The organism is Bathymodiolus heckerae thiotrophic gill symbiont (assembly GCF_900128515.1).
Lineage (GTDB): Bacteria > Pseudomonadota > Gammaproteobacteria > PS1 > Pseudothioglobaceae > Thioglobus_A.
Genome location: NZ_FQTP01000003.1, coordinates 1 through 16,332 on the forward strand (window position 1 = coordinate 1; position 16,332 = coordinate 16,332).

Consider the following 16,332-nt stretch of genomic DNA (forward strand, 5'->3'; position numbering starts at 1 on the left):
AGGGGTTTTTGTCATCAATAGAATACACACCTGGCAAATCAACAATTTGGTAGATTTTACCTTGGTTGTTAAAATCACCCTCTTTACGATCAACCGTTACACCGGGCCAATTTCCTGTGCGCTGCTTGGCGCCAGTTAACAAATTAAATAGCGTTGTTTTTCCAGCATTAGGATTACCAATTAAGGCGACTTTATCAAAACTCATAATTCTTTCACCTCGATTAAAGTGGCCAATGTTTTTCCTAAACTAATCCTAGCATTGCCCATGGCAATCACCATATCACCACTACGATTTCTAAGAATTGAAATCGATGCACCGGTATTAATACCTAGACCTAATAATTTGATTTTTTTCTGATTACTGGCATTTATTTGACTAATGACAGCCAGCTGACCTACATTCAATGATGATAATACTTTATTCGACATTATTAACCAAGTGCTCATAGCGCTTATCAGTCAATATATTCAAAAAAGCCACTAAAGCCCGCACCTTTCGATCGCTTAACTTCTTACCTTTTTTCAACTCATCATTATTGACCGTATTTGGCACTTCAGCATCTGCCCAAGGTTTGTTGGTTTCTGGATTGTTTATACGGTCTTTATTAATATATTTATCGTAAAACTCAATAACTGTTGATAATTCAGCAAACACACCATTGTGCATATAAGGCCCAGTGACGGTAATATTTCTAAGCGTTGGAACTTTTATCTTGCCATCATGTTCATTTGAACTAATTTGTGAATTGGACAATAAACCATGATCTATAGTCGCAGCATCTACGCCATTTTTTTGGCGTAAAGCTATATTAATGGGTACGCCGATATTATGATATTCATAGTTAGTAAATGTCTCACCTTTGGCATCATCACGACTTTTTAATTGGTGGCAGGCAGCGCAGTTGGTGTTGTTGTTAGAAAAGAACAATGAACGACCTAAATCCTCTAGATCTGTAAGCTCATACTGACCTTTTAAGTAGCGATCATATTTTGAATCAAACGGAGCAAAAGTGTCTGTTTTTTCAAATTCTGCAATACTTTGTGCCATTGCACCATAAGCTTTATCAGAATTATTGAAAATATCATCTCCAAAAATATCCTTAAATTGCTTGCTATACACAGGATGAAATTTCAATCGATCGGTCAGAGCTTGCTTACTAGGCATGCCCATCTCTACTGGATTGGTTGGCGGGCCACCTGCTTGTCCTGCTAGATTTGACTCACGACCATCGTAAAATTGCCCACCGATCCACTGCTTAGTTTTTTTATTGAAATGAAATTCTGGAGAAAACATAGCATAAGCTGCTGTTGGTGAATTACGATCACCAATACTCTTACCATCATCACCTAGAGATGCCATGCCTGCTACACCGTTATCTCGGTCATCAATAAAACCATGTGCTGGATTGTGGCATTGTGCACAAGACTGGGTGTTATTTTGCGAGAGAATCGTATCAAAAAATAAAGACTGGCCTAATGTGGCCTTTTGAACCTTTGTATCTTGAGTATTATCTGAGCATGCAGATAACAATAGAATTGGGAGCAGTAAAGCGAGTAATTTCATATTTTTAAGTGTTATTTATAATTAATGCAAATGATAATCATTCTTAAATGTAAATTCATTGATTCATATCAAGAAAGTACTTTAAAAAGACGTTTAAATTTATTAAAGATTGAAAATATAGGGAAAAATAGTAAATTTTGAATATTTCTAAAATTTTTCATTTCACTAGTCTTAATACCTAGCTTTAAACACTCTACCCCTTTGGAAAGCGTCAAAGTGCCAAAAATCCAGTCCCAAATGGCCAAAAACCCGCCAAAATTGGTATCTACATGATGTTTTGAGTGGTGAATTTGATGCTGATAAGGTGATATTAGAAATTTCTCAAATTTTTCACCAAATCCTAAGCGAATATGCGAATGCCTAAGGTTGGATCCAACAAGTGAAAATACAAACGCCAAAATATTTACTCCTAAAATATCGTAGATATTGATTAACGCTCCGAAAAAGAAAATAAATATGCCAGTTACTACTCCAATACTAAGGGCGTACCTCAGACCAAAGAGTAAAGATTCAATAGGATGTACGCGATAAAAAGTTAATGGATTTAAAACTTTAGCACTGTGATGAACCTTATGAAGCTCCCACAAAATAGGTGAGGCATGTAGCCACCTATGTAGCCAATAGCGCGTAAAGTCACTAATTACAAATAAGCTAATGGTGAACATAAGCATGATTTGCGTATATGAAAAACCTTCTAATCGGGTAAATCCATATTGATCCAATAAGACAGAATTAACCCAAAGTGCCACTTCTTTTGCACCGAACAAAATTGGCAAAATAACCAACACTTTGAAAAAAGCCATAAACACAAAATAGCCATAATCTAGCATTGCGCTTGGATGTAACCAAAGTTTTTTGGAAAAATTAATGCGCCTATCTCTTGGATTAATCCATAAATAGGCCAATGCAATTAACAGCGAACTTAATAGAAAAATCCAATAAATTCGTTTGTTAGGACTGAGTAAATACTCAAGCGGGTTAATCTCCGTCAGCATCTAAAACTTTAGAAACAAAGCCCAGTCTATCCATTAAAGAGATGTAATAAGATTTCATGAGTGCATTGGTAGCATTGTAAAGCGCTTGACCTTGAATGCCAACAAAATTTTCATCTTGTATTTTATTTGCGCTAGCAATGGATTTTTTAAGATTTCTGATGGCTGTATCTATTTCTTTATTTGCGCCAAACTCACGAGCAATATCGCCAAAATCTTTATATTTATTAGAATTAATTACTTGTTGATGAGTTGCTAAAATTGATTTAATTGCCAAAATGCTATTACCACTTAGTGCGTATTCTGCACGATGATTGTTCGGCTCACCTTTGTACTTTTTACTCAAACCTGCCACATCACCAATACGCCACTCTTTAAGTTTATAGGTGCCTGCAACTAATGCATTTAACAAAATTGCGCTGGCATATTGTTCATTCTTTAAAAACTGAGTTTGATGAGTTTGATAGCCATCCAAAATTTCTGTTAAGTAACTAGAAATAGATTTGGCCATGATAAGCGCAATGGCTTTAACTCGTGGAGTTGAAATATCTTTACTAAATAAAATATACTCCAGGGCGTTAATCGTTTTATGCGAATGCTTATAAATCGCATAAGATAAGTCATCATCACTTTCAATAATCAGATCCAACTGGGGTTTAATATCTTCGTTGTTACCATGAAAAATATCAATATATCTTGGCGTATCAAGATAGTCTTCATTAAGATCGCCTAATAAATAAGTTGCCTCTACTTTTTTCCAATCTCTAACTAAATTTGAAAAGCTTATTTTTGCTGCCTGCTGGTCACCCTGCTCAATCAAAATAATCAGATTGGTACTACTATCAATTGACTGATTAACATTGGCAATAATAACATTATTAAAAAAATCCTTATTAACTGCAGACGCATTAATAGACAAAAACAAACTTAATACGATGATAATTTTTTTCATATTTAATCCTTATAAATTATTAACAAATTTTAACAACTCTGAGCGCTTATTTTGATTCAGATTCATAAACAAAGCTTTTGCTTTACCTGCCTCTCCACCATGCCAAAGAACCGCTTCTTCAACACTTCTTGCACGTCCATCATGCAAGAAATTCTTTTGCTTACCAAGAATCTTGCTCACTCGATAAGTCTTCCATAAAGGCGGCGTTCGCCATTCAGAACCTAAAGCTAAGAATTCTTGCCTGCCATCGGCTAGCCCCCTGCCCATGTCATGAAGTAATAAATCACTATAAGGATTAATAATCTTTCCTGAAGAAAGTTTATAACTTGGCGTGTGACAACTACTGCAGCCTGTAGATTCAAACAAACGCTTGCCTTTATTAGCTGGCTTTGTTGAGCTTGGCAATACCAAATGAGTTAAATAAAAAGTAATAGCATTAAGCCTTGGCTCAGTTAGATCAAACTCAAAATAATCGCCCCTAGGAGCCTTTAAACACTTAACCTGTTTTGTTGTACAGTTTTCATTTGAATGAAGAGGGTTGGTAAGCCCCATGTCATTCACCGCAGCATTAGCACTTTGATGTCTAACCGTTGGCGCTGAAGCCTTCCAAGTGTAGCGGCCAATTTCCTCTCTATTGGTTTCTTGTGACCAAACGCGATTAGCCTTGCCAGAAATACCATCACCATTAATATCTTCAATGTCTTCATTGGCCAGAATTTGCTTATCCGTTATTTGCTCAAGCAACCCTAAACCAACCAATGCAGGTGCAATACGTGAAGTGGTAATTGTTTGCGAATGTAGTGCACCATAGCCCAAGTTGGTTAAGCTTAAGCTTGGTTTTTGAATAGTGGTGGCACTGCCATCTGGATAGCTAATATTAATATTGGTATAACTTACTTCCATCTTAGCTTCAAATGGAACACCGGAAACACCGTTAACACTGACTTGAGAACCATAAGTTGGCTCGGCAATAAAGCCTTGTTTTTTTATAGTTTCTTTATGTGCTTGGGTGTCGTTATGAGGAATTGAAAGCCTAACCACATGTGAGCGATCAACCACATTTGCGTGGTCATAAACCTTACCACGGCCATTTTTACTATGGCAATTAACACAAGTGTTGGAATTAAATAGCGGGCCCAATCCATCACGCGCGGTAGTTGCTGTTGGAGACTCAACCCAGGGAATTCTAAAGAAACTTTTGCCCAATATAAATTGATCAATTTGATTATTATTAAGGTCCTTAATTGGCGTTAAAAAAGATTGATCAATATTTTTGCTTAACGATAAGGCGTGGCCACTAAATAGCCAAGTAAATAGCAATATTGCATTACTAATTTTCATAAAACAGTCCGGAATAACATTTTTTTTATTTTAGAAATATACTTTTAAAATAAAAAACCCTTGTCACCACTGCGGTTAGTGACAAGGGTTAATTACTAATTTAAAGCTTTCATTTATAGTTTAGTTTCTTCACCGTCAGTTACATCACCAACCGTTAAATCAATACCATTTGCACGAGAAACATAAATCATTTGATCGCCAATTGATCTTAACTCATTCTTAAGCTTTTTAATTTGCTTAGCTTGTGAATCGTTAGGACGAATCTGATGATCAAAATGACGAGATGTTTGCGCCAAAGCATTCATTTGATTTACTTTTGTATCTGCAGATTTAATCAATGCCATTAAAGTAGACTTATCTTTCATTGCATCAATCGGTGCAGCACCAAAGTCAACACCATTGTACGTACCAAAGATTAAGTTTTTAAAGCCTTGGTAGTTCTGTGTAATGTCTCTATGTGTATTATCAGAAAAACAACTATGCTCATCTTCTTCAGAAGGTGTTAACACTGCTACAGCAATACGCTCATTAGCAAGTTCGGATTTAATAAACACACCTAAACCAGAGAATATTTGCGATAAAGCCGTCTTCTCATCAATGTTTTTAGAGCTATCAGAGTTGTTACCTAACAATGCCGCTTTATAGTTTGTGTCATCTCCATCAGCCCATGCAGCAACCATTGCCTCAAGATCAGATACGATTAATGCAGATGCTGCATTTAAGTATTGCTTACGACGATCAGCATTTTTAGCCGTTGTGTAATCAGCAACCGTTCTTTGACCAGCAACCAATGCGCCATTGGTTACGCTGTCTTTCATAAAGTTAGCGTAATCTTGGTCTTGACCCCACAGTAAGAATTCAATTGCGTGATAGCCTGTTGCAACGTTAGCATCTCCACCATTTTCATTCAATGCAGCAAGTGCATCAGAAGTGATAGTAGATACATTTACAGCAGTTGGGTTTTCACCGCCTGGGTTAAACATACCAGCTGTATCAATAATATTGCCAGAAGTTGTATTACCTTTAGCATCAGTTGTGTAGTCAATCATGTTCTCATCTAGAGGCCATGCATTAAGTTGACCTTCAGGAGCGCCATATGACGTATGCCAGCCCTCTTCTACATCAATTGGACCATTAGACAGTCTAAATGCTTCTGTTGTTCCATAAGACTCACGAGCGTTTAACCAAGCTGCTTTAGCGTTAGCCATTGAAGCCGATGTTGGATTGTTCGTAAAACCTTTTAAACTTGTCTGCAGTGTTTTGGCATCGTTTAATGCATCTGTGTAGTTTGCTGTTGCAATATCTGCATAGGTTGTTAATAGTGGATTAGCTTCGTTATTACCCCAGAATGCTTGTGCAGTCGTTACCGCCATTGCAACCGTTAGGGCAGCCGAAACTGCAAATCTTTTTTGTGCTTTCATTGTTACTCCTTGTTGTTGTGAAAAACGCTCGCCATAAGCGAGCGACTTATTAAAATTCATAGGTTAGTTTTGCTGTATTAACTGCTGATACGCCTTTAACTTTATTACGCTCAACGGCAAACGTTACACCTTCAGCAGGGGCTACACTATAAGTAAAGCCAGTTTGGTCACTATCGCCAGCTGCAACATTTTGATCACTCTTAGCAACTGCTAAGTTTGCATCCATACCGGCAACAGCGTGTGCATAGTTTGCCTCAAAATGAGTTGCGGAGTGATCAGCGCTTGAGCCTTGATCAACAGTTACTTTTTCATAAGCAAGACTTAAACCATTACCCATATCAAAACCTGCACGAACTGCATTTGAACTGCTGTACGCTGCCGTACCATCGTTAAAATGATCATAACCAACGCTAAACATGTCGTTAGCATAGCTCAGTGTTACACCACTATCATTGTCAGTAGCTTTGTAAGTATAGGCTGTAATTTCAACACTACCCAATGTAGTTGATAGAATTATCATATCATGAGTCCCCAGGTCTCCTAAATCAGTTGTTCCATCAGTTTTAGTTAAAGGGTCTGTGATCATACTTGTAGAGAAGCCACCAAATGGCGTTCCAGTTCTACCTACTGATACAGTAAAGTTTTCATTATTGTAGTTAATTATTGATTCATCAAGTGAAATTGTATCATCAGCATTTCTCTTGATAGTTGCCGAACCATCAAACTGATCGTTTACAACATGCGAAATTGTAACCTTTGTATCATCCCAGGCAGTTTTTCCTGTGCTTGTATAACTAGCAGCTAACTCACCACTAATAGTCGTTGCTGATGCAGCTGTTTCTAGTGCTGTAATACGGTCTTTTAATGTGTCCATTTCTGTACCTGCAAATGTTTGTGTTGTTACGCCCACAGCTAATGCGCTTAGCGCTATAATGTTATCTCTTTTCATAGTGTATTCCCATATATTGTGTTAAGAAACGCCGCAGCCCTATTCCAGTAGAGTTGCGGCGACTTTTTTCTGATGTTTTCACATCGCCTTTAAATTTACCTTTTGTTCTTTATTTGGATAAATTTTCAAGTTATGTAAATGATACCTATTATCATTTGCGTTATCAATTAAATATTATAGTTTTATGTGAAATATCACTAAAGTCTTATATAAGATTTATTTTCTGAAAGTTAGGGAATAGTCGTAAAAGCTCATGATAGTCCAGCAAGCCGTTATACATTTTGATCTTATTGTGACGCACAAGGTTTTGAATCAGGCGTCTATGAATATTCATAAACTCGCAAATAAAACAAGATGATATTAACTTTCGTTGAACCCCTCTAACTTCAATATGGGGAATCATCTCATTAATATCAATCTGCATAATCTAATATCTAAAGATATTGTCAAGCAAGCGAATTTCTTCCATGTCTAATTCATTTTCCACCAGTAAAGAATCGTTAAATCCACGCAAGAATTGTGCAATACTATTGACCATTGACAGTTCAATTTCTCTAGTCGGTGAGTTTAAATATATTTTGTCAAATCCCATAAATTTCTCCTAATTACTGTAAATTTTCAATAGATTCTTGCTTAACCTCCTCAAGCAAAATTTGCTTGATCATTTGTTTTGGTAAATTAAACCGCCTCATTGAATCAAAACTAACTTGGTTATGATGACGCAAGTAACTCAATTTAGTTTGTTGCCAAAAGTTATACATCAGCCTTACTTTTTAGATTGCCCGCCACACTCACCGCAACAACCATCACATCCGTCACTCGATGTGTTAATTGCTACTGGTGCTTTGGCTTGTAGTTGTTTCATGATGTGTATGGCCTGTATAACGTGCTTTTTTTCGATTGTCATGGTTATATCTCCAGTTAAAATAAGTACCCCTTTAGGCAAGAGGACAGCCAGTATCACCAGTCTGCTTTAAAGTTTGAGAGAGTGAAAACCAGACCGGCAATATGTTCATTTCTCTTTTTAAAAAGTTTGCCCTATAAGGAGAGAGTCTTATAAGACAGCATCAGTATTAAAATTTGTTATTATCATGAAAAGGAGGCTCCACTCAAATTTCAAATATTAATACCAATGTCTAACCTGTTGTAATAAGTGCTCCAAAGGGGACTAAACTCCGGAGGCTTTTGTTGAAACTGATCGTTATAATGACTTAAGAAGAGGGATTTACAATCAGTTTCTAACCTTGTGTGCTAATTCGAATATTTGCCCAAATATTCAGCTACTTGATTTTTTGTTAATATTAAATATCCTTTTTCCCTCTGGATTGCTACGCTTATCATTTCTTTATTCCCCTCAAATTTATCTACAATTCTTGTAAGCAACCTTTTCCAAAGTTCTTAGATGCAAATGATACTGATTCTCATTTGTAATTGCAAGCTATTTATTCAAATATTATGTTTTATAGGAAATATCAATCAATATTTTTCACTGAATTTATATAAAAAGTGGATAACAACAGTGTTTTAATCTGATTTTAAAAATTTGCTAAATTTTTGAAACTAAGTCAGTTGGGTCTGATTTTAAGGGCTAAATAGACCTAAAAACCTGATAATTAGTGTCTTTTTGACACTTTAGAGCCGATAAAAGCCATTAATTACAGTCCATTTGTAAAATTTGGTAAAATTTAGACAAAAAATAGCACGCAAAAGCGTGCTATTTCTTAATCCCTAACTGAGTTAACAGCTAAATTTAGGTATCACATTTGAGATTGAATGTAGTTTTGTAAACCTACTTTTTCAATTAAGCCTAATTGCTTTTCTAACCAGTAAGTGTGATCTTCTTCAGTATCTTCAAGCTGGCCACGTAACATTGTACGAGTTACATTTAATAATCATGTACATTTGCATTTGCAACGCCGTTACCGACAGAGACATTCAAACAGCTATCGACAATGGTGCCTGCTCGATGAATGATTTATCCAAGCAACTTAAAGTTGGAACTTGTTGTGGCCGATGTAAAGATTGCGCTAAAAAAATGCTTAACCAATCAAATCCACTTCAAATTCAAACCCTAACAATTCCAAGCTTGGCGCCTGAAATTGCATTTGCATAATCTATAAACATCCCACTATAGCTCTCAGGATTTAGTTTGTAAATACAATCACTTGATTTTTATCAAATATTAATGATATTTCACCATTTTTTATAGATATAAAAACCTAAATGCAACTCATTAACAAACAAGAAATCATCCAAAAGTTAAATGAGAATCATTATAGTGAAGCGACTATTAGGGTGTACCAATCATGGATTGAACGTTTTATGAAATATCATCAGATAGAATTTGATCAATACAGCATTAAACACATCTCTGAATATGTATCCAGCTTATCTTTAAAAAATCTTAAAACCTCAACTTACAATCAAGCCCTAAATGCCATTGTATTCTTCTACAATAAAATCCTTAAACTGCCAATTAGCAAAGCATTTGTTTCTGAACTAAGACTGTCAAATCATGAAAATCTGCCAGATACTTTAACCAAAGAGCAGATTGATTCTATTGTTTGCCACTTAAAGGGCTCGTATCAATTATTGGTTTATTTACTTTATGGCTGTGGACTTAGATCAAGTGAGGCATTAAATCTTAAAGTTAAGGATATTGATCAAGTAAATAATCGCCTAACCGTATCCAATCAAAAATACTTTAGAACCCTGTCCATTCCAACTAAGATTTCTGGTGAGTTAAATAATCAAATATACTTTGTTTCTAAAATGCATGCCAAGGATAGTAAAAGTAAATTTTTTAGTAAAACTGATGTTAATAATAGTTACCTATTTCCAATGAAGCAACTTTGCAATAATCAGGATGGCTTACTTATCAGAATGTCTATTATTAGTAATACACTGAATTACAACATCTCGGCAGCAACTAAAAAAACCAATATAACGCCTAAAGTAACCGCCCAAACCTTTAGACATTCTTATGCAGTTCGTCTTTTGCAAAATCAAATTGATATTAAAACTGTGCAAAAACTATTGGGCCATAAGCATGCAAGTTCAACTTTAATATACACTTATATTGCTCAAAATATATCTCAAAGAAAATCATTATCTCCACTTGATCTTAAATAAAGGTTTTGTGATTTAACGGTTATTTAAGGATAAATGACATAAAATACAAGCATTATTACTGATGATTTTTGAAACCGTGAACCCTACTAGTCGCACCAAAGCAACTCAAAAAATAACCATTATTGGCGCTATTGTTGATTTATCATTAGCAATATTAAAAATAATTGCAGGTGTTATTGGCAATTCTGGCGCTTTAATTGCGGATGGTATTCACTCATTTTCTGATCTACTTTCTGATGGCATTGTGCTGTATGCAGCCAAACATTCCCAAGAAGATGCGGATGAAGATCACCCGTATGGACATCAAAAATTCGAAACAGTTGCCACGCTAGGTTTGGCGGTTATATTGGCACTGGTTGGCGTGGGGATTATTTTTGATGGTTTTGATCGACTCAACAACCCAGCAGCTTTAACTCACATTAATTTATTATTAGGTGTTGCGGGTATTTCTATTTTTACCAAAGAAATGCTATATTGGTATACCTTAAAGATAGCTAAAACTTACAACTCTGACATGCTTAAGGCCAATGCTTGGCATCATCGATCTGACGCGCTATCCTCAGTGGTGGTATTTGCAGGCGTTTTAGGCACAACCCTCGGCTTTATTTATCTAGATGCGGTTGCTGCTATTGTTGTGGGCTTAATGGTTACCTACATTGCTTGGGAGCTCGGCACTAACGCTACCAAAGAATTGGTCGATACTTCTATTGACACTGATCAAATTGAAAAACTGCGTTATGCCTTGGGTCAAATTAGTGGGGTAAATAATGTGCATTCGTTACGTACGCGTAAAATTGGCCATACTATTTCAGCTGACGTACATGTGCAAGTCGATCCTTTTTTAAGTGTGAGTGAAGGCCATATGATTAGCGTTAGTGTAGAGCGCGTGGCTAAAGAGTGCCTTGAGAATCTAACCGATGTAACCGTACACATTGATCCTGAAGATGATGAAATGATTGCACCTTTCAAAAATCTACCAGAACGCGCCGAAGCCTTAGGAATTTTAACCAAAGCCTTGTTTAATAATAAATGTGATGGTGAGATTGATAGGATCCAACTGCATTATTTAGATGGAAAAATTCATGTTGATTTTTACCTACCTTTAAGTTGTTTAGTTGATGATAAAAGTCATCAAGAGATTCTGATCAAGCTAAAACAAACGGTTGAAAATCTAGTGGTATTTGGCCATATTAAAGTTTATTTTGGCAACGACTAAAGGCAATGATAAGCATGGCACATAGCACCTGCTAATGCATCTGCCGCATCTTCTTGTGGCGCTTTATTGAGTTTTAAAGATTCACACACCATATAAGACACTTGATCTTTACTAGCATGACCCTTGCCCACCACTGCTTTTTTAATTTGATTTGGGCTGTATTCAACCATGGCAATGCCATTCATACCAGCAGCAGAAATAATCGCACCACGTGCATGGCCAAGCTTGATTGCCGCATCTGGGTTGGGTCGATCAGGACGCATAAAAGCACGCTCAATAACAACCACATCGGGCTGATATTTTTTAATCACTTGATCGATTTCTAAAAAAATAGTAGTAATACGGTCTGTTAACTCACCCTTAGTACGAACGCAGCCGCTCGCCAAATAGGTAAACTTTAATTTGTTCGCTTCAATCAAACCAAAACCGGTTATTCTTGAACCTGGGTCAACACCAAGAATTTTCATAAAAAATATTTTACCAGTTACTGGCTTTTTCTAGAATATATAAGTGTTGTGTGATATACTTAGTTTTTTGACTATTTAATAAGGAATTACCATGGCAGTTTTAGAGCTAAATAAAGATAATTTTGATGATACTATACAAAATAATGATATTGTTATTTTGGATTTTTGGGCGCCATGGTGTGGTCCTTGTAAATCATTTGCACCAACTTATGAAGCCATGAGTGAAAAAATTGAAGGCGTTACTTTTGCTAAAATCAACACTGAAGATGAGCAGGAATTAGCGGGTAAATTTCAAATTCGTTCAATCCCAACATTAATGATTTTCAGAGATCAAATCGCTATCTTTTCTCAGCCGGGTGCAATGGCTGAAGCTGATTTAGAAACAGTTCTCAATAAGGCTAAAGAGTTAGATATGGCTGAAGTTCATAAAGAAATTGAAGAGCAGAAAGCTAAAGGCTAAATAAGATCTGAATAGCTTTTTTCGCTAAACCCAACTCTTATACTGGCACCTGTTACCAATACAGGTCGCTTAATAAGGGTTGGGTTTTTTAACGTTAGCTCTAAAGTGATATTATGCTTTTGAGTATCGGTTAGATTTCGATAAGTGGTTGAACGCTTATTAATCAAGCTATCCCAACCAAGCGTATTAACAAAGCTCTGAAGTGTAGATTCATCTAAAGGCTGATCGCGAAAATCAATAAATTCAAACTTGATGTTATGTGCGTTTAAAAACTTTCTTGCCTTTTTAATGGTGTCACAATTTTTGATTCCATACATTTTCATACTAACACCCTATTGATTGTAAAACTCAAGAACCTCTTTATGCTCAGCATCAACAATAATGCGTAAGCCTTTTTGTGGGTAGTGCCAATAAGAAACACCTTCATCAGCAAGTTCAATTGTATCTGGCTTGCCAAATAAATTCTCAATCATGGTTTCTTCTAAATTGGCGCCTGGAATAAAGGTCAAAGCTCTAATTTTAAGATGAGACATGGCGCGCTCACCTTTGGCAGTAAATGTTGTCTTTGTTACCCCAGATGGCATACGCATAGATTCATCAATATTGTTTGATAGTATGTCAATAATCTGATTATCCAAAACCAAATTTAAAATAATTTTGGCACTAATGCCACCTATTTTGGTGCCAGTAAAAAATACTTCCAACTCAGGCTCTGAAGCTTCATCTTCAAATAATGAAGCTTCAATCTCTGTACCAAAATAACTTGCCGCATCAATAAAGCGACTTTTGCCCATGGTTAGATTAAAGACCACTGTTTTGTGCTCATCAACATAACTTTGCCATGGCATAGCCTGATTTTTAGGCATTTGTATATCGCGTGTAAACAAGAAAATAGCCAAAAAAGCTAGAAATCCGCCTAATATAGTATAGGCAACTATGTGTCTTTCTTTCATCGAGTAAAGGGAGGTTTGTCAGCCTTATTGCGCAACCAAGTAAGTGCTTTATAAGTTGGATTATGATTAATTAATTTAAGTTCTAATTTTCGTTTTCCTGGAAATTCCATTAGAAATAGTCCTAATAAAATTGAGATAACACCCTGTCCAGGCGTAACTAACATAATAATTCCGGCTAAAAACAATACCAAGCCAATTAAAGTTTTTACTACAACAATAACAACATGTCCAACATGTTTAATCTCTAACTTGTGTGGATTTTCACAAGAAAAATAATCTTCAGGAATCAAACCCAACAAATAAGGTGTTAACAATAGAGTGACAACAAAAATAATGGCAGAAATAACACCCACCATTACCAATAGGTCCTCATATTGGCTAATCAGGTTTAATACATAGTCTAGCATGTCAATAGAAAAGTAACCGGGCCATCATTAGTTAATGAGACTTGCATATCTGCACCAAATTTACCACTTTGAATATTACCATGCTGCTGGGAGATTTGAGTTAAAAAATACTCATAAAGTATATTTGCTTCAGCAGGTAGTTTTGCTGTTGAAAATCCAGGGCGAGTGCCAGAATTAGTATCTGCTGTAAGGGTAAACTGAGAGACCACTAAAATACCACCATCGACATCTGTGACGGATAAATCCATCTTACCATCTTCATCGTAAAACACACGGTAGCTTAATAAGCGCTTGATCATCTTATCAATTTTCGGCTTTTCATCGTTTTTCTCAATGCCGATAAATACCAATAAGCCTTGGTTAATCTCGCCAACAGTGGCTGAATCTACTTCGACTTTTGCGCTTGATACACGCTGAATTAACGCTTTCATAAATTTAAAATCTAGCTTAAGTGAGAAACATCTGCTACTGACAAAAACAAAGACCTTATCCAATTAATAAGATTCAAACGTGCTGCCTTAAGCTGCTCGTCTTTTGCATTGACCATTACCTCATCAAAGAAAGTATCAATACTAACTTTAAGCGCGATCAACTGCTGCATATTATCAATATAGTTTGTTGACTTGGTAAGCTTGGCTTCCACTAGTGTTGCTGCCTCAAATAAAGCCTTTTCAGCCGGCTCTACCAAAATTGACAAACTAACCTTTGTAGATAGGTTTTGATGATCTTTAAGCATATTAGCAATACGCTTGTTAGCTTCAATCAAGCTGGCTGAAGCCTCATCCTTGGTAAAAATGTCCAACGCTTCCACGCGAAGATGGAAATCAAATGGTGATTCTGGCTGAACTGCTAATACCGCCTCAAACGCTTTGGCACTGAGTTTTTGTTCTTTGTAATAAGCGCGTAAACGATCCATCATAAAAGTGTAAATTACTGGTGCACAATCTTTATTCACATCAGTTGAATGAGCTGACAACGAGGCTGAGATTAATGCTTTAAGATTTAGCTTAAGCTTACTCTCCACCATAATTCTCAATAAACCTAGTGCCATTCGTCGCAAAGCATACGGATCTTTAGAGCCTGTAGGGCCTTGGCCAATACCATAAATTCCTGTAATTGTATCTAGCTTATCAGCAATGGCAACAACCAAACCTTCTGGTGTTGACGGCAATGTATCGCCTGAAAATCTTGGGTGATAGTGCTCACTAATAGCAGTTGCAACTGCAGAGCTCTCGCCATCATTTAATGCATAGTATCCACCCATTACACCCTGTAGATCAGCAAACTCACCCACCATTTCAGACACTAAATCAGTTTTACATAATAAGCCTGCACGTTTTGAATCTATTTCATTAGCACCCATCATGCTGGCAATAGAACCAGATAACTCTTCAATACGCTTGGCCTTATCACCCATTGAGCCTAATGATTTCATAAATAGCACTCGGTCAAGTTTTTCTAAACGAGACTCTAAAGTTTGACATTTATCTTGATCCCAGAAAAATTCTGAATCAGCCAATCTTGGATGAATAACACGCTCGTTGCCATCGATGATAACTGAAATTTCACTGGATTCAATATTAGCAACCGAGATAAAACTCGGCAATAATTTGCCATCTGAATCAAGCATATGGAAATATTTTTGATGAGATTTCATTGCTGAAATTAACGCTTCTTCTGGCACAACTAAAAATGATTCACTAAAGCCGCCTGAAAAAGCACATGGATACTCAACAAGCGCGCACACTTCACTTAAAAGTGCTTCATCGATTACGGCTGTTGCTTTATTGTCATTAGCCACTTTTGTGACTTGCTGGCGAATCATTTCTTTTCTAAGATTAAAATCAACTTCAATCTGCGCTTGATCCATCATTGTTTGACGATAATCTTTCGCCTGATCAATGGTAAACTTTTGCTTGCCTGTAAATCGTAATCCACGAGTTGTGTTGCCCGCAGTCAAACCCGTAATAGTTGCTTCAACAATTTCACCACCCAGTAACATCACTAGCCAATGGGTAGGTCGCACAAACTGCATATCTGAGCTTCCCCAGCGCATCGGTCGAGCAATTGGAATATTTTTGATAGCCGTATCTACAACCACCTGCAACAGACCTTTAGTTTCTAGACCTTTTTGCTCTTTACTAAAAAAGTAATAATCTGCTTTACCAAAAGACTTTTGTTGTAGATCAGATTTTGATACACCACATGATTTTGCAAAGCCATCAACCGCTTGATCTGGCGCACTAACCGATGGGCCTTTACGCTCAATAATTTGATCTTCTTGCTGCAACTCTAAGTCATGCACTAATACTGCCAAACGACGCGGCGTTGCAAATGATTCAACAGATGAAAAACTCAACTTTAAGCTTTTTAGCTCATTAACAATATTATCTGTTAATGCTTGTGAGAGTTTTGGTAATAACTTAGGTGGCAGCTCTTCTGTACCAAGCTCCAATAAAAAATCTTGTGTTTTCATAA

The 16,332-nt window shown here is 36.5% G+C and carries 20 protein-coding genes and 1 pseudogene; 4 read left to right on the forward strand and 17 right to left on the reverse strand.

The window, feature by feature from the left end:
* The 11 genes and pseudogenes from BTHERMOSOX_RS00650 to BTHERMOSOX_RS00700 all read right to left on the reverse strand — a co-directional run.
* Nucleotides 1–205, reverse strand: a 205-nt coding sequence (locus BTHERMOSOX_RS00650; RefSeq protein ID WP_171004605.1) for a FeoB small GTPase domain-containing protein, incomplete at its 3' end; no start/stop codon positions are given.
* Complete coding sequence (locus BTHERMOSOX_RS00655; protein ID WP_171004606.1) at nucleotides 202–429, reverse strand: FeoA family protein; 228 nt, start codon at nucleotides 427–429, stop codon at nucleotides 202–204. The genes BTHERMOSOX_RS00650 and BTHERMOSOX_RS00655, both read right to left, overlap by 4 nt.
* The gene (locus BTHERMOSOX_RS00660) at nucleotides 419–1,564 is read right to left on the reverse strand and encodes a cytochrome-c peroxidase (protein WP_138118492.1); all 1,146 of its coding nucleotides are present in this window, start codon (nucleotides 1,562–1,564) and stop codon (nucleotides 419–421) included. The genes BTHERMOSOX_RS00655 and BTHERMOSOX_RS00660 overlap by 11 nt, the downstream gene beginning before the upstream one ends.
* A 68-nt stretch (nucleotides 1,565–1,632) precedes the next feature.
* Complete coding sequence (locus BTHERMOSOX_RS00665) at nucleotides 1,633–2,559, reverse strand: sterol desaturase family protein (protein WP_138118493.1); 927 nt, start codon at nucleotides 2,557–2,559, stop codon at nucleotides 1,633–1,635.
* Entirely contained in the window at nucleotides 2,543–3,508 is a 966-nt protein-coding gene (locus tag BTHERMOSOX_RS00670) for an imelysin family protein (RefSeq protein ID WP_138118494.1), read from the reverse strand. Before BTHERMOSOX_RS00670 ends, BTHERMOSOX_RS00665 begins: the two co-directional genes overlap by 17 nt.
* A 9-nt stretch (nucleotides 3,509–3,517) precedes the next feature.
* On the reverse strand, nucleotides 3,518–4,849 hold the full coding sequence (locus tag BTHERMOSOX_RS00675; RefSeq protein ID WP_138118495.1) for a di-heme oxidoreductase family protein: 1,332 nt from the start codon (nucleotides 4,847–4,849) through the stop codon (nucleotides 3,518–3,520).
* Between the two features lie 113 nt (nucleotides 4,850–4,962).
* Entirely contained in the window at nucleotides 4,963–6,330 is a 1,368-nt protein-coding gene (locus BTHERMOSOX_RS00680; protein WP_249360562.1) for an imelysin family protein, read from the reverse strand.
* Nucleotides 6,320–7,219, reverse strand: coding sequence for a hypothetical protein (locus tag BTHERMOSOX_RS00685; protein WP_138118496.1), 900 nt, complete (start codon nucleotides 7,217–7,219; stop codon nucleotides 6,320–6,322). The genes BTHERMOSOX_RS00680 and BTHERMOSOX_RS00685 overlap by 11 nt, the downstream gene beginning before the upstream one ends.
* A gap of 427 nt (nucleotides 7,220–7,646) precedes the next feature.
* Nucleotides 7,647–7,811, reverse strand: coding sequence for a hypothetical protein (locus BTHERMOSOX_RS00690; protein WP_171004607.1), 165 nt, complete (start codon nucleotides 7,809–7,811; stop codon nucleotides 7,647–7,649).
* A gap of 174 nt (nucleotides 7,812–7,985) precedes the next feature.
* Nucleotides 7,986–8,126, reverse strand: coding sequence for a hypothetical protein (locus tag BTHERMOSOX_RS00695; RefSeq protein WP_212744622.1), 141 nt, complete (start codon nucleotides 8,124–8,126; stop codon nucleotides 7,986–7,988).
* Nucleotides 8,127–8,976: 850 nt separating this feature from the next.
* Nucleotides 8,977–9,102 (reverse strand): annotated as a pseudogene (locus tag BTHERMOSOX_RS00700) (bacterioferritin); the annotation flags it as partial.
* A gap of 11 nt (nucleotides 9,103–9,113) precedes the next feature.
* Here BTHERMOSOX_RS00700 and BTHERMOSOX_RS00705 point away from each other — a divergent pair.
* The 3 genes from BTHERMOSOX_RS00705 to BTHERMOSOX_RS00715 all read left to right on the forward strand — a co-directional run bounded on the left by BTHERMOSOX_RS00705 (nucleotide 9,114) and on the right by BTHERMOSOX_RS00715 (nucleotide 11,567).
* Entirely contained in the window at nucleotides 9,114–9,332 is a 219-nt protein-coding gene (locus BTHERMOSOX_RS00705) for a (2Fe-2S)-binding protein (protein WP_138118497.1), read from the forward strand.
* Nucleotides 9,333–9,442: 110 nt separating this feature from the next.
* Nucleotides 9,443–10,351: a tyrosine-type recombinase/integrase gene (locus BTHERMOSOX_RS00710; RefSeq protein ID WP_138118498.1), complete on the forward strand. Its 909-nt coding sequence runs from the start codon at nucleotides 9,443–9,445 to the stop codon at nucleotides 10,349–10,351.
* 61 nt (nucleotides 10,352–10,412) lie between these two features.
* On the forward strand, nucleotides 10,413–11,567 hold the full coding sequence (locus BTHERMOSOX_RS00715; RefSeq protein ID WP_249360563.1) for a cation diffusion facilitator family transporter: 1,155 nt from the start codon (nucleotides 10,413–10,415) through the stop codon (nucleotides 11,565–11,567).
* Here BTHERMOSOX_RS00715 and ruvC read toward each other — a convergent pair.
* Nucleotides 11,564–12,034: a crossover junction endodeoxyribonuclease RuvC gene (gene ruvC, locus BTHERMOSOX_RS00720; protein WP_138118499.1), complete on the reverse strand. Its 471-nt coding sequence runs from the start codon at nucleotides 12,032–12,034 to the stop codon at nucleotides 11,564–11,566. The two genes, BTHERMOSOX_RS00715 and ruvC, sit on opposite strands and share 4 nt — an antisense overlap.
* 91 nt (nucleotides 12,035–12,125) lie before the next feature.
* Between ruvC and trxA the strand changes: the two genes are divergently transcribed.
* On the forward strand, nucleotides 12,126–12,494 hold the full coding sequence (gene trxA / locus BTHERMOSOX_RS00725) for a thioredoxin (RefSeq protein WP_138118500.1): 369 nt from the start codon (nucleotides 12,126–12,128) through the stop codon (nucleotides 12,492–12,494).
* Here the strand turns inward: trxA and BTHERMOSOX_RS00730 are convergent.
* The 5 genes from BTHERMOSOX_RS00730 to glyS all read right to left on the reverse strand — a co-directional run bounded on the left by BTHERMOSOX_RS00730 (nucleotide 12,491) and on the right by glyS (nucleotide 16,330).
* Complete coding sequence (locus BTHERMOSOX_RS00730) at nucleotides 12,491–12,817, reverse strand: arsenate reductase (RefSeq protein ID WP_346654935.1); 327 nt, start codon at nucleotides 12,815–12,817, stop codon at nucleotides 12,491–12,493. The genes trxA and BTHERMOSOX_RS00730 overlap by 4 nt on opposite strands.
* Before the next feature lie 9 nt (nucleotides 12,818–12,826).
* On the reverse strand, nucleotides 12,827–13,360 hold the full coding sequence (locus BTHERMOSOX_RS00735; protein WP_249360564.1) for a hypothetical protein: 534 nt from the start codon (nucleotides 13,358–13,360) through the stop codon (nucleotides 12,827–12,829).
* An 83-nt stretch (nucleotides 13,361–13,443) separates the two neighbouring features.
* Nucleotides 13,444–13,854: a PGPGW domain-containing protein gene (locus BTHERMOSOX_RS00740; protein ID WP_138118502.1), complete on the reverse strand. Its 411-nt coding sequence runs from the start codon at nucleotides 13,852–13,854 to the stop codon at nucleotides 13,444–13,446.
* On the reverse strand, nucleotides 13,848–14,285 hold the full coding sequence (gene dtd, locus BTHERMOSOX_RS00745; RefSeq protein WP_138118503.1) for a D-aminoacyl-tRNA deacylase: 438 nt from the start codon (nucleotides 14,283–14,285) through the stop codon (nucleotides 13,848–13,850). Before dtd ends, BTHERMOSOX_RS00740 begins: the two co-directional genes overlap by 7 nt.
* An 11-nt stretch (nucleotides 14,286–14,296) precedes the next feature.
* Nucleotides 14,297–16,330 carry a glycine--tRNA ligase subunit beta gene (gene glyS, locus BTHERMOSOX_RS00750; RefSeq protein ID WP_138118504.1) on the reverse strand — a complete coding sequence of 678 codons (2,034 nt, stop codon included), beginning with the start codon at nucleotides 16,328–16,330 and terminating at the stop codon, nucleotides 14,297–14,299.
* Nucleotides 16,331–16,332: the final 2 nt, after the last annotated feature.

What these genes read in the sequence shown, in the direction of transcription:
- BTHERMOSOX_RS00655 (WP_171004606.1), bottom strand. Translation starts at nt 429, where the DNA reads ATGTCGAATAAAGTATTATCATCATTGAATGTAGGTCAGCTGGCTGTC.
- BTHERMOSOX_RS00660 (WP_138118492.1), bottom strand. Translation starts at nt 1,564, where the DNA reads ATGAAATTACTCGCTTTACTGCTCCCAATTCTATTGTTATCTGCATGC.
- BTHERMOSOX_RS00665 (WP_138118493.1), bottom strand. Translation starts at nt 2,559, where the DNA reads ATGCTGACGGAGATTAACCCGCTTGAGTATTTACTCAGTCCTAACAAA.
- BTHERMOSOX_RS00670 (WP_138118494.1), bottom strand. Translation starts at nt 3,508, where the DNA reads ATGAAAAAAATTATCATCGTATTAAGTTTGTTTTTGTCTATTAATGCG.
- BTHERMOSOX_RS00675 (WP_138118495.1), bottom strand. Translation starts at nt 4,849, where the DNA reads ATGAAAATTAGTAATGCAATATTGCTATTTACTTGGCTATTTAGTGGC.
- BTHERMOSOX_RS00680 (WP_249360562.1), bottom strand. Translation starts at nt 6,330, where the DNA reads ATGAATTTTAATAAGTCGCTCGCTTATGGCGAGCGTTTTTCACAACAA.
- BTHERMOSOX_RS00685 (WP_138118496.1), bottom strand. Translation starts at nt 7,219, where the DNA reads ATGAAAAGAGATAACATTATAGCGCTAAGCGCATTAGCTGTGGGCGTA.
- BTHERMOSOX_RS00690 (WP_171004607.1), bottom strand. Translation starts at nt 7,811, where the DNA reads ATGGGATTTGACAAAATATATTTAAACTCACCGACTAGAGAAATTGAA.
- BTHERMOSOX_RS00695 (WP_212744622.1), bottom strand. Translation starts at nt 8,126, where the DNA reads ATGACAATCGAAAAAAAGCACGTTATACAGGCCATACACATCATGAAA.
- BTHERMOSOX_RS00705 (WP_138118497.1), top strand. Translation starts at nt 9,114, where the DNA reads ATGTACATTTGCATTTGCAACGCCGTTACCGACAGAGACATTCAAACA.
- BTHERMOSOX_RS00710 (WP_138118498.1), top strand. Translation starts at nt 9,443, where the DNA reads ATGCAACTCATTAACAAACAAGAAATCATCCAAAAGTTAAATGAGAAT.
- BTHERMOSOX_RS00715 (WP_249360563.1), top strand. Translation starts at nt 10,413, where the DNA reads ATGATTTTTGAAACCGTGAACCCTACTAGTCGCACCAAAGCAACTCAA.
- ruvC (WP_138118499.1), bottom strand. Translation starts at nt 12,034, where the DNA reads ATGAAAATTCTTGGTGTTGACCCAGGTTCAAGAATAACCGGTTTTGGT.
- trxA (WP_138118500.1), top strand. Translation starts at nt 12,126, where the DNA reads ATGGCAGTTTTAGAGCTAAATAAAGATAATTTTGATGATACTATACAA.
- BTHERMOSOX_RS00730 (WP_346654935.1), bottom strand. Translation starts at nt 12,817, where the DNA reads ATGAAAATGTATGGAATCAAAAATTGTGACACCATTAAAAAGGCAAGA.
- BTHERMOSOX_RS00735 (WP_249360564.1), bottom strand. Translation starts at nt 13,360, where the DNA reads ATGCCTAAAAATCAGGCTATGCCATGGCAAAGTTATGTTGATGAGCAC.
- BTHERMOSOX_RS00740 (WP_138118502.1), bottom strand. Translation starts at nt 13,854, where the DNA reads ATGCTAGACTATGTATTAAACCTGATTAGCCAATATGAGGACCTATTG.
- dtd (WP_138118503.1), bottom strand. Translation starts at nt 14,285, where the DNA reads ATGAAAGCGTTAATTCAGCGTGTATCAAGCGCAAAAGTCGAAGTAGAT.
- glyS (WP_138118504.1), bottom strand. Translation starts at nt 16,330, where the DNA reads ATGAAAACACAAGATTTTTTATTGGAGCTTGGTACAGAAGAGCTGCCA.